A 16,179-nucleotide genomic window follows, 5' to 3' on the forward strand; every position below is an offset into this window, starting at 1 on the left:
GCTATGGGCCGTGCGCCCGGGTTCAGAAACGGTCCGGGGCGCGCTCCGGGAGCGGAGAGCCGGGGAGCACGTCCCGCTTCTGGTTCTTCCGTGCCTCCGCGTTCGAGTGGGCCGTCGCCTCGCAGGTCACGTCCTTCGCCGGGAGCTTGCCGGTGAGCAGGTACTTCGTGACCGTGCCGTCCGTGCACGCGTTGCCGCTCGGGTAGACGCCGTGTCCCTCGCCACCGTGGACGGTGACCATCCTCGAGCCCTTCAGGTCGGCGTGCAGGGCCTGACCGCTGGGCAGCGGGGTCTGCGAGTCCCACTCGTTCTGGACGACCAGGGAGCGGACCTTGTTGTTCACCTTGGTCGCCCGTTCCACGGACTTGTCCCAGAACGCACAGGGCTTGATGCTGGACGCGAAGTCACCGAAGAGGGGGTATCGGCCCTTGTCCTCGATGGCGTCCCGCCGGTAGCTCTCGGGATCGCGGGACCACGGCGCCGAGTTGTCACCGCAGACCACGGCCCAGAAGCTCGCCGTCATGTTGTCGTCCGGCACCTCGACGGCACCGGCGGCGCCTGTCGTCCCGGTCCTCCCGGACCCGGTGAACGCCGCGAGCTTCTTCGCGGAGGCGGGCCGGCCGGCCGCGGCCTTCTTCAGTTCCACGACCAGCTCGGTGGCGTAGTCCGGGGTGAAGACCGCCTGGCGCATACCGTTGCGGATGTCGTCACCGGTGGTCGGCTGCCCCTCTATCTCGATGGGCTTCTCGTCGGCCCGCGCGACCAGGTCCCAGAACGTCCGGTCGACCTTCTTCGGGGTGTCGCCGAGGCCGTACTTCTCGGACCGCTGGGCGGCCCACTCGGTCCACCGGTCGAACGCGGGCTCGGCGCCCTCCGCCCACCACTGGATCATCCCTCGCCAGGCGCGCGCCGGGTCGACCGCGCTGTCGAGCACGAACCGGTCGGCCCGGCCCGGGAAGAGCTGGGTGTAGACGGCGCCCAGGTAGGTGCCGTACGAGTAGCCGAGGTACGAGATCTTCTTCTTGCCGAGGATCGCCCGGATCAGGTCCATGTCACGCGCGGTGTTGCGCGTGGTGATGTGCGTGAGCGTGTCGCCCGCCTTCTCCCTGCACTTGTCCGCGACGTCGCGTGCCCAGGCGACGTCCTTGGCGAACGTCTCCTCCTTGTACGGCCTCAGCCAGTTCTCCTCCTCCGGCTTCAGGTCGCAGGAGACGGGGCTGCTCCGTCCCACTCCGCGCGGGTCGAAGCCGATCAGGTCGTACTTCCGCTGCGCGGACTTGGGGAGCACCTCTTTCAGGTCGAGCGGCATGTAGAGTCCCTGTCCCCCAGGGCCGCCGGGGTTGGAGAACAGGACACCGTGCCGCTTGCCGGACGAGGTGCTCCTGATCCGGGATATGGCCAGCTCGATCCGCTTGCCCGCAGGAGCCCGGTAGTCCAGCGGGACCTTGATCGTGGCGCACTGGAACGTCGCCGGGGAGTCGGCGTCGCAGCGCTTCCACCGCGGCTTCTGCTTCACGTACCGGTCCAGCGCGCCGCCCTCGGCAGCGGATAAGGAGGCGGTCGACGGGGTGGCGGCGGGAGCGGCGGCGGCCGTCGAGGTGGCGAGTGCGGGAGCCAGCGTCGCCGTGACACTCACGGCCAACAGGGGCGCGAGACGTCGTCTGCGCACGATTCGATCCTTCCGGTCGCGTGTTCGGACAGGAAGGATCTTTCAGGAACCGGGCGCGCGTGCGGATCCCTCGCCGGGCGGTACCTCCCCTCGACCCTGGGGATGACACAACTGTGGTGTGTGGTCCCCCAGTTGTAGGGGATGACACATGACGAAGCCCAGGAGCAGACGAGTGCACGTCTCAGAGCTGATGCGCGCGGGTCCCGCGCAGCCGGCCCCGGGTGTCCAGCAGCAGTCGGGCCTGCTCGGGCAGCCGGTCCAGCGGGACGGTGTCGTGGTCCTGCAGCAGGATCGTGAGGTCGGCGTCCGCGGCGGCGGCCAGCGCGTCGGCGGACCGCTTCACCGGTTGGCCGCCCGGCGACCAGGCGGCCACGAACGGGTCGTGATACGTGACGTCGGTGCCGCTCTGCCGCATCAGCCGGACGATCGCGGCGGCCGGGCTGGCCCGTAGGTCTGTGCTGTTGCGCTTGTAGGTCACTCCGACCAGCAGCACCCGCGCGTCCCTCAGGTCGCTGCCCCGCTCGTTCAGCAAGTGCTCGGCACGCCGTACGACATGCGCCGGCATCCGGGCGTTGATCTCCTGCGAGAGCTCGACCAGCCGCAGCGGGGTCCCTCCGGTGCGCGCCCAGTGTGTGAGATAGACGGGATCGACCGGGATGCAGTGCCCGCCCACTCCCGGTCCGGGCCGGAACTCCTGGAAGCCGAACGGTTTCGTGCGCGCGCAGTCGAGAGCCTCCCAGACATCGACTCCCAGTGCGCGGGCGGCGACCGCGAGTTCGTTGACCAGGGCGATGTTCACGTTGCGGTAGGTGTTCTCCAGGAGTTTCGCCAGTTCGGCCTCGCGTGCGGAGCCCGCTTCCACGACGCGGTCGCACAAGTGGCGGAAGAAGTCGGCCGCGGCCGTCGTGCACGTTGGGGTGTAACCGCCCACGACGCGCGGGGTGTTCCGCACGCCGAAGGTCTGGTTGCCCGGGTCGATGCGCTCGGGTGAGAAGGCGAGGGAGAAGTCCGTTCCGGCAGTGAGACCGGAGGCCTGCTCCACGATGCCCCGGACGACGTCGTCCGTGGTGCCCGGGAAGGACGTGGACTGCAGGACGACGAGACTGCCGGGTTTCAGCCGGTCCCCGAGGGCGGAGGCGGCGCTTCGCACATGGCGAAGGTCGGGTCCGCCCGTTTCGTCCAGCGGTGTGGGGACACAGATGACGGCGACGGAGGCCTCCGCCAGGGGGCTTTCGTCGGCGGACGCCCGGAAACCGGCGTCCAGCATGGCGGCGAGGTCGGCATCGGTGACGTCGGGGACGTGCGAGTGGCCCGAGTTCAGGGACGCGGTGACGGACGGGTTCTCGTCGATCCCTGTGACACGCATGCCGGCGCGGCACGCCTCCCGGGCCAGAGGGAGACCGGTGTAGCCGAGTCCGATGACGGCGACGCTGTCCATATCGCTCCCTGATGCGAGGTGTTGGCACGGGGACTCGGGGTTCACCGCTCCCCTCTCGGTGCGGATGTCTCACGGGCGGCCAGCAGCGCGAGGGTCCTGCGGCAGACCTTTCCGCTGGGGCCGAGCGGCATCTCCTTGACGCGCACCAGGAGTTCGGGCAGCTTGCGGCGCTCGAGGCCGCGCCGGGAGGCCAGGAACGCCGTGAGTTCCCGCAGGTCCGGTGCGGGTGCGCCCGGCGCCTGGCGGATGCACGCGGCCAGGCGTTCCCCCAGGTCGGGGTCGGGCACACCGACGCAGACCACCTCGGCCACGGCGGCATGCTCGGCGAGTTCGCGTTCCACCTCCGCCGGGCTGATGTTGTAGCCGCCGCGTACGACGATCTGCTTGATGCGGCCCAGCACGTGAAGCCTGCCGTGTTCGTCCAGGAGCCCCCGGTCGCCGGTGCGCACCCAGCCGGTCGGGGTGCGGTACCGGGCGTCCAGTCCGGGGTCGGCGACGTAGCACAGCGGTGTCATGGGGCCTCTGGCGCAGATCTCGCCGGGCTGTCCGGCCGGCACGGGGGCACCGGTGTCGTCGGTGATGCGGATCCGCGCCACGGCCGGGTCGGGGAGTCCGGTGCCCGTCTCGGGGCCGAGGCCGGTGACGGCGGTGTGGCAGTTCACGCCGTCGGATGATCCGTAGACGGTGATGACACGGCGGCCGAACCGGGCGCGGCACGCCTCGGCGGTGGCGTCCGGGAGGGCCGCACCGCTGGAGACGACGGCCTGCAGACCGGTGAAGTCCTCCCGGTCGGCGGGGGGTTGTTCGGCGATGCGCCGCAGCATGGTGGGCACGCCGAAGACATGGGTGGGACGGTGCTCGACGATCATGCGCAGCGCCTCGGCCGCGTCGAAGGACTCCTGCACCAGCAGGGGGCCGCCGAGTGCGGCGAGGGTGACGGAGGTGCCGCAGGAGCCGAAGGAGGAGGCCAGCGGGACGAGCACGAGGTTGCGCATCGGGCCGTCCCCGGTGTGCAGGGCGCGTACGTAGGTCGCCCGGCCGCCGGCCATCGCGTTGTGGGAGTAGGCGACCATCTTGGGTTCGGCCTCGGAGCCGGAGGAGACGAGAATGCGGGCGGGCGCGTCGGGGTCGACGGGCCGGGGCAGGAAGGGCTGCCGCGCGGGCGCCGCGAGCGACTGTGCGCCCCGGCCCCCCTCCACGAGGGTGAACACCGCTTCGAGGCAGGGGAGACGGGCCTCCGGAACCGCGTCGGAGAGGTCGCGGACGATGACCGCGCGGGCCCGGGAGCGGGCGAGCAGGCTCGCCGGGCCCCGGCTGCCGGGTCCCGGTGGATAGGGCAGTGCCACCGCTCCGACGGCGGCGACCGCGAGTTCCGCGGCCACCGCGTCGCGTCCGTTCGGCACGCGTACGGCGATGATGTCCCGGTCGCCCAGGCCGCTTTCGGCGAGCCGGGCGGCGAGGTGCCGTACCTGGGCGTCCAGCTCCGCGTAGTCCACCGAGCCCGCGGAGTCGATGACGGCCGTCCGGCCGGGGTGCCGCCGCACCTGTCCGGAGAAGAGTGTGTACAGGTCCTGGTCGGGGCACAGGCCCTGCTCGGACCAGGCGCGCCGCACTCGGGACGGCACCAGGTCACGGATCTCGACGCCGGCGTTCGATGTCCATCCGGTCCTCATGAGAACTCCCAGGGTGCGCGGAGGGCGGCGTACTCCCCCACGGCCAGCGCCGGAGCGAACCGCGGGTCGCGGGCCAGGTCCGCGAGGCTGGTGCACACGGGCGTGGCGGCCACGCCCGCCGCCGCCAGCCTGGGCACCCAGTGGGAGGTGGGCCGGGTCCGGGCCCGGGAGGCGATCGTGTCCGCGCTCGCCGAGGTGCCGAGGCCGAGCGCCCGCGTGAGGAGCTCCGGTCGCTCGCGGGCCAGGGGTCCCAGCGCGATGTAGCCGTCCCGCGTGCGCAGCGGGCGGCCGGTCGCCGCGGGCCGTCGCGGCCCTCGGGGAACGAGGGCGGCGGCGGAGTGCAGGGAGGAGTCCACACGGCCGCCTCTGCCGGTACGAAGCCGCGCCACGAGTGCCGCCAGGACGCCCTGCGCGCAGACCAGCCCGCCGAGGACGTCGGTGAGCGTCATCAGGGAGGGCGCGGGCGGCTCGTCCGCGGGCCGCACGGCGGCGGCGAGGCCGCTGTGCGCCTGGACCAGGTAGTCCGTCCCCACGGGTGGTTCCGGTCCCAGCGCGTCGCCCCAGCCCGATGCCCACGCGTACACCAGCCCGGGCCGCGCCGGCCGGAGGTCACCGGCGTCCAGTCCGAGCCGGGCCGCCTTGCCCGGTGCCCAGTTGTGCAGGAAGACGTCGGCCTCGGACACGAGTTCACGGACGGTTCGCCGTCCGGCGTCCGTGGTGAAGTCGATCTCCGTGACGGCTTTTCCCGCGTTGAGGGCTCTGAAGCGGGCCGATGTCGTGCCCGCCATCGGGGGGATGCCGCGCATCGGGTCACCGCCGGGCGGTTCGATCCGTACGACGTCGGCGCCCAGGAGCCGCAGGACGTGGCCGGCCAGGGGACCCTGGACGCGTCGCGCCGACTCGACGACCCGCAGCCCCTCCAGAGGCGCCGCGGCCGTACCGGCTCTGCCGATCGTGGCGCCGCCCGTCTCCGGAAACGCTGTGAGCGTCCATGGCGGCGTCACCGCGGGCGCGAGGGGGTCTTGCCGTACGGGCAGCACGGCGGCGCCCGACCGGTCCGCCGCCGACCGGATCGCCGTGAACGGCGCACGCCGTGCGGTCGCGGGCAGCACGGGAGGCAGCGAGCAGGTGGCGGTGGCGAACCGCTGCTGGAACGACCGCCATCCGCGGCCGGTGTCGGCACGGTCCGCGCCGAGCAACTGCCAGAAGCGCAGCCATCGCTCGGCGTCGAGGGCTTCGACTTCGAAGCGCACGCCGTCGGCGGAGACGAACGGGCAGGCGGCGGGCACGAGTTCCTCCCCCGCGTCGGCCCGCGACGGCAGGCCGCCCTCCGGGTCGTCGCCGTCGGCCGTCGCCGCCGCGAGGTACTGGGCGAGGGCCAGCAGCGCGGCCTGACCGACCGACGTCCGGACCCGCGTCACGTCGGCACCGCCGGCCCGCGCGAGGAGTGCCGCGCAGACTCCCTGGGCCGCGAGGACGCCCGCCACCGTGGAGGCGTAGTCGACGGCGAGCGGAGCCGGGCGTCCGGCCGCCCGGCCGTGCACGTGCATGATCCCGCAGGCCGCCTGCACGGCGTGCTCGTCGGCCAGCGGGACGCGGAGCGGGCCCTGCCAGTCGATGTCCCAGCGGACGGTGGCGGTGGCGGGGTCGCCCACCACGCCGAGGAGGCGCGCCGCGACCCCGGTGGCCACCGGTGCCGTGGCCGGGGCCGTGGCCGGGTCTCCGGCGTGCGGCACGCAGAGCGTCATCGGGCGTCCTCCGGGCGTGGCCGCAGGCCGTCGTGCGCCTCATCCGCCTGCGGGCGGCGCCCGTGTACCGAGTAGACGACGCTGGACGCGGCGCAGAACGACGGGTCCCGCATCAGCGCCCGTACGTCGGCCAGTTGTGCCTCGGTCATGCCCGCGGCCAGGAGTCCGTCCCGCAGGTGGTACGTGTGGTTGAGCTGCATGCGCAGGCCCGGCGACCCCGCGGTGCGCAGCTCGATGCGGGGTCGCGGGTCGATGTCGACGAGCCCCGCGGCGCGCATGGCGGCCGGCGCGTTCCGGGCCCAGTGGGGGTCTCCCCCGCCGGCCCGCATGACAGCGCACTTGGCGTCGAGGAAGGCCGTGTAGAGCCGCGCGGATTCCTCGTCCGGGGTGAGCAGGGGCGGTTCGTAGGAGGCGTCGAACTCCTCGATGTGCAGCCACCCTCCGGGTTTGAGGGCGCGTACCAGTTTGGCGAGGACGGCGAGCCGTTCGGGCAGGTGCTGCAGGACGAGGCGGGCGACGACGAGGTCGAAGGCGGCCTCGGGCAGCGGATCGGTCACCACGTCGTGCTCGACCGCGGTCAGGCACGGCCCGTCCGGGATGTGCTGGGGTTTGATGTCGGTGGCCACGACCTCGCCGGTGGGAGCGACGCGTCCGGCGAGCCACCGGGCCACGCTGCCGCTTCCGGAGCCGATGTCCAGGCACCGCCAGCCGGTGGTGACTCCGGTCTCGGCGAGCCTGTCGAAGGTCATCGCGTCGTACGCGTCGGTGAGACAGCGGTGCAGCTCGTCGCTGTGCGCGCTGTCGTTGTCGAAGACGTACCCCGGGTCCCGGCCCAGGCTGTTGTGCATGGCGTCTCCCGTCGTCCGTCTCAAGTCCACGTTCTTCTCAGGCCCGTCGGCCGTCTCAGGTCCACCGGCCGTCTCAGGTCCACCGGCCGGAGCCGTAGGTGTCGGCCCGTCCGGTGAGGCGGTGCAGCAGTTCCCTGCGCCGCACCTTGCCGGTGCCGGTACGCGGTACCTCGTCCCAGGTGAGCGCGACCGGTTCGCGCAGCGGCGGCAGGTCATGCACCGCCTCCTTCCAGCGGGCGCGGTCCACCTCGCCGTCGACGGTGACCACGACGGGCAGCGGGTCCCGGCCCGGCTCGGCGAGGACGACGCACTCCAGGGCCTGCGGCAGCCGGTCCTCCAGGAGGTCCTCGGTCCGCAGGCAGCTGAGCTGCGCCGCGCGGTCCACCTCGCGGTCGAGCAGCTCGATGCTGCCGTCGCGGTTGCGGGCGCCGATGTCGCCGGTGTTCCACCAGCCGCCGTGGTACTTGGCCGACCAGCGGTCCTCCTCGCCGACGTAGCCCAGGGCGCAGGCGGCGGTCCTGGCGAGGACCAGGCCCGCCTGTCCCCTCGGCAGGGGCCGGCGGGTGTCGGGATCGACCACCCGCAGCCGTGTCTTGACGGGCACCGGGCGTCCGAGGTTCCGGGTTCCGGCCCCGTCCGACGCCCGGCGGACGGAGCGCCGGGTGTGGAAGCGGAAGGTCAGCGGACCCGTCTCGGTCTGCCCCCACCCCTCCATCCACACGGGACTGCGGTGCCGGCTCGCCCGGAGATAGGCACGGACGGTGGGCGGATGCACGGCGTCGTACGTGCTGATGACCATGCGGACGCGCCGGAACGGGTTGTCCAGTCCTTCGGTCAGCGGCAGGAGGCGCACGAACGAGGCGGGCAGTGCCTCCAGGACGGTCGGCGGATGGGCGCGCAGCAGGGGGTCGGCGAGGTTCGGGTCCTGCGTGGTGACGATCGAGATCGCGGAGGGGCCCATGCACAGGGCGCTCGCGGTCCAGCAGAACGTCCTGCCGTGGGCGAACGCGCTCGCGTTGGCGAGGACGTCGTCGCGTCGCAGGCCGATCCGGGGCAACCGCACGCTCTCGAACCGCGCCAGTTTCCCGACGATCGTCCGGGTGGAGTGCACGACCAGCTTGGGCACGCCGGTGGTGCCCGACGTGTGGTGGATCACCAGGGGCTCGTCGTCGTGCCGGCGGCGGGGCCCGGGAGCGGTGTGTCCCCGTACGTCGTCCATGCCGAGCGCCCCCGGCACGGCGCCGTCCAGCACCAGGGTGGCCCGTGCCGCCGAGGCCAGGTCGGTGCCGTCCTCCCGGCCGCGTCGCAGCACCTGTGCCGTCGTGACGAGCAGAGCGGGGGCGAGCCGGGTCAGCAGTGTTCCCAACGTCTTTCCGGACAGGTGCGCGGACAGCTGCGCGGGGACGGCGCCGACGCGCACGGCGGCGCAGGCCAGCAGGTCGTAGTCCCAGTGGTTGTCCTTGACGATCGCCACCCGGTCACCGGGGCCGGCACCGGCGGCGGCCAGCCAGCCGGCGGCCTCCCGTACGAGCGTGGCCAGTTGGGGCAGCGTGTGGTGGGTGCGGGCCTCCGCGTCGATGTCGAACGGCCGGTCCAGGTGGACGCGCGTACCGAGCTGCTGTTCGGCGCACTCGTCGAACAGGACGCCCATGTCGTGGGGTTTCACGAGACGTTCTCCTCGGTGGGGCGGGTGGCGGGGCGTGTCCGTCCGAGGGCCCTCGGTGGCCGCAGCCGGCTGAGGACGCGCGAGGCCGCGAGGGCGCCCGCGCGTACGGCGCCTTCGCTGGCCGGCCGCAGCATCACCCAGTCACCGGCGTACTCGACCGGCCGTGCGGGACGCGCCATGAACCGTCCTCGTCCGCGCAGGGCGTCGGGAGTCACCTCGGGCAGGCCGTGGGGGAACGCGTGCACGAAACGGCGGCCGGCGGCGGCCTGTAGACCGGGGACGTACCGGGTCGCCGCCCGCACGAGCCGGTCGGTCGTCTGCCGCTCCGGGGCGGTCAGCAGGTCGGGGATGGAGCGGGCGTCGGCCATCAGGGTCAGCAGTCCCTTGCCGGCGGGCGCCCGGTCGGGATGCTTGGCGTGGTCCACGATGATCGCGGAGAGTACGTCGTCCTCCGCGTCCGGTGTCAGCAGGACGTACAGCGGCGTGCGGGACGGGGGTGCGAGCGGCCGGTCCAGCAGACAGCTGACCTTGAGCGTGGGAGTGAAGGTGCAGGCCGACAGGAACGGCATTTCGTCGGCGGGGGCGTTGACATGCAGACGCGCCGCGACCGGGGCGGGCACGCACAGGACCACCGAGCGCGCCGTGACGCTGTCGTCCCCGACGCGCAGCCGCGCGCGGCCTTCCTCCGTGACGACCTCGTGCACCTGCGCGCCGGTGACCACGTCGAGCCCCTCGGCCAGCCGCCGGGCGAGCAGGTCCATGCCGTCGCGGTACGTCCGCCAGCCCGCGGCGGGGCCCACCTCCTGGAGCAGGCTGAGCATCGGCGCGACGGCGGAGCGCGCCGTGTCCCAGCCGAAGAAGCTTCCGGCGACCGGCTGCAGCAGGTAGTCGTGCACGTCCCTGTGGTACCGGCGGGCGAACTCCCTGACCGTCAGGGCCCCTGCCGGGGTCCGTTCGGGGTGGTCGGCGTCGAACCTCCGGCGGTGCGCCCCCGTCCAGGCCAGCAGCCGGGCGAGGTCGAACCGGGCACGGGGGGAGAGCCCCACGCCGGTGAACACCGCGGCGGGGTCGGCCACGCCGGGGTGGGCGCGTCCGCCGCGCCACACCGCGACCGACCTGCCGATGCGCGGCACGTCGCTGTTCGGCACGCCCAGCCGCGCGAGCAGCTCCCAGGTCGCGCGGTAGCCCTGCTCCGAGATCTGTTCGGCGCCCTCGTCGATGGTGTATCCGGCGTGCCGGAAGCTGCGCATCCTGCCACCGACGTGCTCGTGCTGTTCGTAGACCCGCACGTCGAGGCCCGCGCGCCGCAGTTCGTGCGCGGTGGTCAGGCCGGCCATGCCCGCGCCGACCACGGCCACGTCGACATCAGGGCTCATCCGGTGGCCCCCGCGCCGACGATCAGGTTCGCCGTGATCAGCAGCACGGTGCTGACCCGGTGCGCGGGGAAACCGAGCTTGCGGGCGCGCATGATGTCCCCCTGGCGGAAGCCGGTGTGGTACTGCCGCACGCGCAGCGCGGTGACGGGCAGCATCAGGATCACGAACCACCACGGGGCGATCCCGACGGCGGAGGCGACGGCGCCGGTCAGGAACTCCGCCGCGGAGAGCGACCCGATGAAGACGGCGTTGCCCTTCGGTGACACCAGGCACGCCACGGTGCGACGCCCGACCGTCCGGTCCCCGGGGATGTCGTTGGTGTTGGAGTACACGCCGAAGAGCAGCGGTCCACAGCCGAAGAGCACCCCTTGCACCAGGACGAACCCGGAGAAGTGGCCGGCCGCGAGCCCGTACGCGCCGAGCACCAGGCCCCCGCCCAGCCCGGCGAGGAAGATCTCCTGGAAGCCGTGGTAGCTGATCTTCAGCCCGTAGGAGTACTGGACGGAGACCACGAACAGCACCGCGATCAGCACCACGGCCCACAGGGGCCGGTGCGGGGCGGTCGCCACCGCGGCGGCCCACAGGGCGGCGCCGGCGGCGGCGGTGGCGTACCCGAAACCGAGCGCTTCGCGCAGGGTCAGGGTCCCCGCCACGAGTGGCTTGCGCAGCTTGTTGCGCAGGGGGTCGTCCGGTCCGTAGTTCGCGGCGTCGCTGCCGTCGCGATAACCGGTCACGTCGTCGAGGGCGACCATCGCCACGATGACGCAGACCGCGCCGGCGAGGAACAGGGTGAGCGTCACGATCGTCGCGGGCCGCAGAGCGGAGACGGGCAGCAGGACCGCGGACAGCGCCACGGCGACGCTCGGGTAGTAGTCGTAGACGTCGAGTTTGCCCAGCCGGGCATAGCTGCGCAGCTTGCTCTCGGGACGTGCCGTGCCGGACGGGAACGGTCCGGCCTCGGTGCGGGTCGTCATCTGCTCCGCTCCTTCGGGTGGGTTCGGTCAGCGACTGCCGCTCTGCCCGGCGAACGCGCAGACAGTGTCCGCGATGTGCTCCACCTGGGCGTCGCTGAGGCGCGGGTGGACCGGGATGGCCAGTTGGCGCCGGCTGGCGCTCTCCGCGTGCGGCCAGCTCCGGCCGGCGGCCGCGAACCGGGTGAACGCGGCCTGGTACGGCAGCGGGAGGGGGTAGTAGACGTGGCTCTCGACTCCCCGCTCGGCCAGGTACCGGCCCAGTTCGTCCCGCTCCTCGACGAGCAGCGAATACACGTAGAAACAGCGGCCGTTGCGGCCCGGCGGCGGGGGCAGCACACCGTGTTCGGTGAGCGGCGTGAAGCGGTCGGTGTAGTAGTCGGCGATGCGGGCCCGGCGTTCCAGCAGTCCGGGGAAGGCGGGGAGCCGGTGGAGCTGGAAGGCGGCGAGCACTTCGTCGAACCGGCTGTTGTAGCCGGTGCGCGGGTAGACGAAGCGCTCACTCTGCCCGTGGTTGCGCAACGACCTGACCACGCCCGCGAGTTCGGGGTCCATGGTGACGACGGCGCCGCCCTCGCCGGCCGTTCCGAAGGTCTTGACCTGGACGAAGGAGAACACTCCAGCCTCCCCCCAGGTCCCGGCCGGACGGCCGTCGAGGACACCGCCCTGGGCGACCGCCGAGTCCTCGACCAGGCGCACGCCGTGGCGCCGGGCGATCTCCCTCATCCGGGGCATGTCGGCCATCACCGAGAACATGTGCGCCGGCATGATCGCCCTGGTCCGGTCGGTGATCGCCCGCTCCACCTCATCGGGGTCGGCCACCATCGTCCGCGGGTCGACGTCCGCGAAGACCGGCGTCGCCCCCAGCCCGGCCACGGTGTTGGCCAGCGGAGCACACCCGTAGGCCGGTACGACCACCTCGTCGCCGGGGCCGATGCCCATGGCGTGCAGGACGAGGGTCAGCGCGGAGGTGCCGCTGGAACAGGCCACGACGTCGGCGGCGCCGAGCGAGTCGCGCAGGGCCTCCTCGAAGCGGGCGGTGTGCTCGCCGAGCAGGAACCGCTGCTGCGGTGCGGTGCCGATGCCGTGGACGAGGTCCATGAGCAGCTGCCGGTCGTCCTCGAAGAGGTCCGGGGCGAAGAAGGGAATCGTCACGCCGGCCTCCTCGTCATGAAGCGGCGGACGAGCGAGCACACCGTGTCGACGTCGTCGACGCTCATGTCGGGGTACAGCGGGAGGGCGAGGGTGCGCTCGCAGGCCGCCTCGGCGTGCGGGAAATCTCCGCGCCGGTAGCCGAGAGGGGCGAAGCACTCCTGGAGGTGCAGCGGGGCCGGGTAGTACGTCTCGGTCCCCACGCCGTGCCCGGCCAGGTGGCCGGCCAGTTCGTCACGCCGCTCGGCCTCGATGAGGTAGACGTAGAAGACGGGGTCGGTCCGCGCCATGCGGGGCATCAGGGTGGGGAGCCGGAGGACGCCGGGCGTGTCGGCCAGCCTTTCGGTGTAGGCGGCGGCGAGCCGGGCCCTGCGCGCGATGTCCTCGTCCAACCGGGTCAGTTTGGCGAGGAGAACGGCCGCCTGGATGTCGTCCATCTTGCTGTTGACGCCGGTGACGGTGGTCTCGTTGCTGATGCCCGGGAAGTGGGCCAGTGTCCGGCCGTAGCGCCCGTGGTGGCGCAACGCCGCCGCGGTTTCGGCGAGCCGGCGGTCGTCGGTGAGGATCGCCCCGGCGTCGCCGATGGCTCCGAGCGTCTTGGTGGGGAAGAACGACAGCACACCACCGGCCCCCAGCAGCCCGGCGTGGACGCCGTTCCACCGCATGCCGATGGCCTCGGCGCTGTCCTCCACCACGGTCAGCCGGTGCCGGCGCGCGACGTCGAGCACCGCGTCCATGTCGGCCATCTGACAGAACAGGTGGACGGGCATGATCATGCGGGTGCGTGGAGTGACCGAGTCGGCCGCGGACTTGGGGTCGATCGTGTAGGTGACGGGGTCGATGTCGGCGAAGACGGGGCGGCCGCCTGCCAGCACGACGGAGGAGGCCGAGGCCACGAAGGTGAAGGCGGGGACGATGACCTCGTCACCCGGTTGCAGGCCGCAGGCGCGCAGCAACAGCACCAGGGCGTCGGTGCCGCTGTTCACGCCGACCACGTAGCGTGCGCCGGTCCACCCGGCCAGTGTCTCCTCGAACCGGCCGACCTGCCGGCCGTGCGAGAACTTGCCGTTGTCGAAGACTTCGGCGAGCCGGGTGCGGATGTCCGGCCAGAGCGCTTCGAAGGTCCGGGCCTGGGTGAAGAAGGGCACCTGTACCGAGGGGGCGTCCGCGGCGCCGGTCGCCGGGCCGCGCGTGCCGTTCCTCGGTCCGGGGGATGCGCTGGACATGGTTCCTTTCGTGACACCGGGGCGGATCGGGCTGCCCGGACGGGGTGACGCCGGCGCTCCTCGTGGGCCGGGGAGCGCCGGACGCGGGTACCGGTGGTTCCGGGCGGGTCAGAGCAGGGAGAACTCCAGCTCGCCGGAGTGGTAGCGGTGTACGGCCGCGATCAGCTCGTCGACGGACAGGTGGCCGTCGCCGTCGGTGTCGATCAGCTTGAACGCCGTGCCCGCCGTGGACTCGTTGCTGCCGATGGCCACGATCCAGCGCTGGAATTCCTGAGGGCTGACCTGACCGTCACCGTCGGTGTCGCACAGGTCGGCGATCGCGCTGATCGTCGGGCGCAGCACCTGGTCGAAGCCGTCCTGTCCGCGGTCGAGCACCTCCGCCGCCGCGACGGCCTGGAACCGGGCGAAGTCCAGTGCGCCGTCGCGGCCGACTCCGGCCTCCCCCGCGATGTGGTCCCACATGCCGAGGTAGGCGTCGGTGAGAGCTCGCCCCTTCGGGGAGGTCTCGTTTTCCCCGAACGAGAGCAGAATGCGTTTGGCCTCGCCCTCCCAGTCACTGCGGTCGATGGTGCCGTCGCCGTTCTTGTCCCACATGTCGAAACGGCGACGCAGTCGCTGCTCCTGTACGGAAGTGCTCACGCTTCATCCTTTCCTTTTGCTTTCAGGGCTTGCGCGGACCTGCGCTTCAGATGCTTTTCCTGAACCGGCTTCTCCAACCCACTCTTACGAGTGAGAGGAAAAAGGAGGGGCATTTTATGCGCCCGCACCATTACGTCGCCGACTCAGCACAATGACCATCGCCGCCAAAGCGACCGGGGCGATTTGAGAGATGAGTTGCCCCACCACGTCCACGGTCTGGAATCGCGCGAGATGTGCCCCGTGGTACACCAGGTGCGGAACCGTGAAGGCGAGGCTGCCGAAGGACGCCGCCAGCACCAGAGACCGCTCGGTACGCACAGCGGCCCACAGCAGGACCGTGGTCAGTCCGAGCGAAAGGGCACCTACGTCACGCACGAGGTGTTCGTTGTACGGGGGGAATTTGGTCACCCACGCGAAAACAGGGAGGGGAAACGCGTCGTGGAACAAGCGGGGCGCGAACAGAGCCCAGACGCCGGGCACCCCCTGCCCCAGACACAGCAGCACCAGCGCGGCGCGCACCAGGAGGCGCCCGGTGTCCGGCGCCGGCCCCGCGGACACGGCCCGTCGGCCGGTGCCACAGGTCTCGGCGGCCACGAGTCCGTTTCCGGCGCCCGCGCGGGTCATGGATGTCCGCGGACGGGGTCCCGCTCCGAGCGATTCCCGTCCGGGGCCCCTGCCGTGGGTCCGCGCGTCAGACACCCAAGAGCGGGGCGTCGAGCTCGCCCGCGTGGTACTTGCCCACGGCGGCTACGAGTTCGTCGACGGACAGGCGCCCGCTGTTGTCGGTGTCCACCTGGCGGAACGCCTCGTCCGCGTCGATCCGGTCACCGCCGATGGCCCCGAGCCACTTCCGGAACTCCTGCGGATCGACCTCCCCGTCGCCGTCGACGTCGCACAGGTCGACCATCGCGCGGATGCTGGGCCGGAGCACGGTGCTGAAGCCGATCTGACCCTGACTCAGCATCTGGTCGTCGGCGACCCGGACGAACTCGTCGACCGTCAGGGCCTGACCGGCGTCGAGGCCGGCCTGTTCCATCATGTAGTCCCACATCTTCGGGTACGCGTCCAGCAGCGCCCGCGCCTTGGGGGAGTTCTCCTTCTCACCGAAGGCCTCGACGATACGCCGGGCCTCCGCTTCCAGGTCGCCGCGCTGGATGCGCCCGTCGTTGTCGGTGTCGTACAGCGCGAAGCGCTGCTTGAGACGCTCGGCCTGGGCAGTCTTGTTGGACATCTGACTCCTCGTCGTCGAAAAGCTGCGGAGAAATCCGGCTGCCTCGCACCCGATACCGGGGAAGCCGTAAAAATGACTTTCCCGATTCCTGGGAGCGTGAATCTGCAAGGTACATGAGTACTAGTGGCCTTACAGGCCTGTCAATGGAGAGCAGCACCGCGGAAGAGAGCAGGAACCATTTTTCCGCTCGTCGATCACCGCGTCACGGCCGATTGTTTTCGTCCAGAGGTTCGGCCCGCAAGCCGGAATCGCCGACCTGAGCCGCATCGGCCGGTCCGGCCGGGCGCGACAGCCGACTTCGCCGTACATTTCAGCCATCCTGCCACGGGACGAAAAAATACCGTCCCCGCACACGGCAGGCGACCTTCGGATACGATGCGCCGAGGCCGCTGCGACAGCAATTCCTCACGCTTTCCATGAGAACTGCCGTACGCGTTTCAGGGGTGGACGGTATGGGTATGCAAAAGAATTTCGATGCCATTTACCAGCCTGTAAATCATACCGGTACGCGACGTTCGAAAAGGCTGCGCGAAAAAAGGGGT

Annotated in this window: 13 protein-coding genes; all 13 read right to left on the minus strand. The window is 71.7% G+C overall.

Features of this window, described 5'->3' with window-relative positions; all coding sequences use genetic code 11:
* Positions 1–22: 22 nt before the first annotated feature.
* Positions 23–1,669, minus strand: coding sequence for an alpha/beta hydrolase (locus ACZ3I3_RS15840; protein WP_467365427.1), 1,647 nt, complete (start codon positions 1,667–1,669; stop codon positions 23–25).
* A gap of 181 nt (positions 1,670–1,850) precedes the next feature.
* Positions 1,851–3,107 carry a nucleotide sugar dehydrogenase gene (locus ACZ3I3_RS15845; RefSeq protein ID WP_467365429.1) on the minus strand — a complete coding sequence of 419 codons (1,257 nt, stop codon included), beginning with the start codon at positions 3,105–3,107 and terminating at the stop codon, positions 1,851–1,853.
* 41 nt (positions 3,108–3,148) lie between these two features.
* Entirely contained in the window at positions 3,149–4,780 is a 1,632-nt protein-coding gene (locus tag ACZ3I3_RS15850; protein ID WP_467365431.1) for a class I adenylate-forming enzyme family protein, read from the minus strand.
* Positions 4,777–6,528 carry a CoA transferase gene (locus ACZ3I3_RS15855; RefSeq protein WP_467365433.1) on the minus strand — a complete coding sequence of 584 codons (1,752 nt, stop codon included), beginning with the start codon at positions 6,526–6,528 and terminating at the stop codon, positions 4,777–4,779. Before ACZ3I3_RS15855 ends, ACZ3I3_RS15850 begins: the two co-directional genes overlap by 4 nt.
* Complete coding sequence (locus ACZ3I3_RS15860) at positions 6,525–7,376, minus strand: methyltransferase domain-containing protein (RefSeq protein ID WP_467365435.1); 852 nt, start codon at positions 7,374–7,376, stop codon at positions 6,525–6,527. Before ACZ3I3_RS15860 ends, ACZ3I3_RS15855 begins: the two co-directional genes overlap by 4 nt.
* A gap of 73 nt (positions 7,377–7,449) precedes the next feature.
* A complete protein-coding gene (locus ACZ3I3_RS15865; RefSeq protein WP_467365515.1) occupies positions 7,450–9,027 on the minus strand; it encodes an AMP-binding protein in 1,578 nt (525 codons plus the stop codon).
* Between the two features lie 11 nt (positions 9,028–9,038).
* The gene (locus ACZ3I3_RS15870; RefSeq protein ID WP_467365437.1) at positions 9,039–10,418 is read right to left on the minus strand and encodes a protoporphyrinogen/coproporphyrinogen oxidase; all 1,380 of its coding nucleotides are present in this window, start codon (positions 10,416–10,418) and stop codon (positions 9,039–9,041) included.
* Positions 10,415–11,392, minus strand: a complete 978-nt coding sequence (locus ACZ3I3_RS15875; RefSeq protein ID WP_467365439.1) for a UbiA family prenyltransferase — start codon at positions 11,390–11,392, stop codon at positions 10,415–10,417. Before ACZ3I3_RS15875 ends, ACZ3I3_RS15870 begins: the two co-directional genes overlap by 4 nt.
* A 27-nt stretch (positions 11,393–11,419) precedes the next feature.
* Positions 11,420–12,544, minus strand: coding sequence for a DegT/DnrJ/EryC1/StrS family aminotransferase (locus ACZ3I3_RS15880; RefSeq protein WP_467365441.1), 1,125 nt, complete (start codon positions 12,542–12,544; stop codon positions 11,420–11,422).
* Entirely contained in the window at positions 12,541–13,767 is a 1,227-nt protein-coding gene (locus tag ACZ3I3_RS15885) for a DegT/DnrJ/EryC1/StrS family aminotransferase (RefSeq protein ID WP_467365443.1), read from the minus strand. Before ACZ3I3_RS15885 ends, ACZ3I3_RS15880 begins: the two co-directional genes overlap by 4 nt.
* A gap of 108 nt (positions 13,768–13,875) precedes the next feature.
* Positions 13,876–14,406, minus strand: coding sequence for an EF-hand domain-containing protein (locus ACZ3I3_RS15890; protein WP_467365445.1), 531 nt, complete (start codon positions 14,404–14,406; stop codon positions 13,876–13,878).
* 114 nt (positions 14,407–14,520) lie between these two features.
* A complete protein-coding gene (locus ACZ3I3_RS15895) occupies positions 14,521–15,000 on the minus strand; it encodes a hypothetical protein (protein ID WP_467365447.1) in 480 nt (159 codons plus the stop codon).
* Between the two features lie 97 nt (positions 15,001–15,097).
* A complete protein-coding gene (locus tag ACZ3I3_RS15900; protein ID WP_467365449.1) occupies positions 15,098–15,637 on the minus strand; it encodes an EF-hand domain-containing protein in 540 nt (179 codons plus the stop codon).
* Positions 15,638–16,179 lie beyond the last annotated feature (542 nt).

Source organism: Streptomyces sp. NPDC016851 (genome assembly GCF_055562795.1).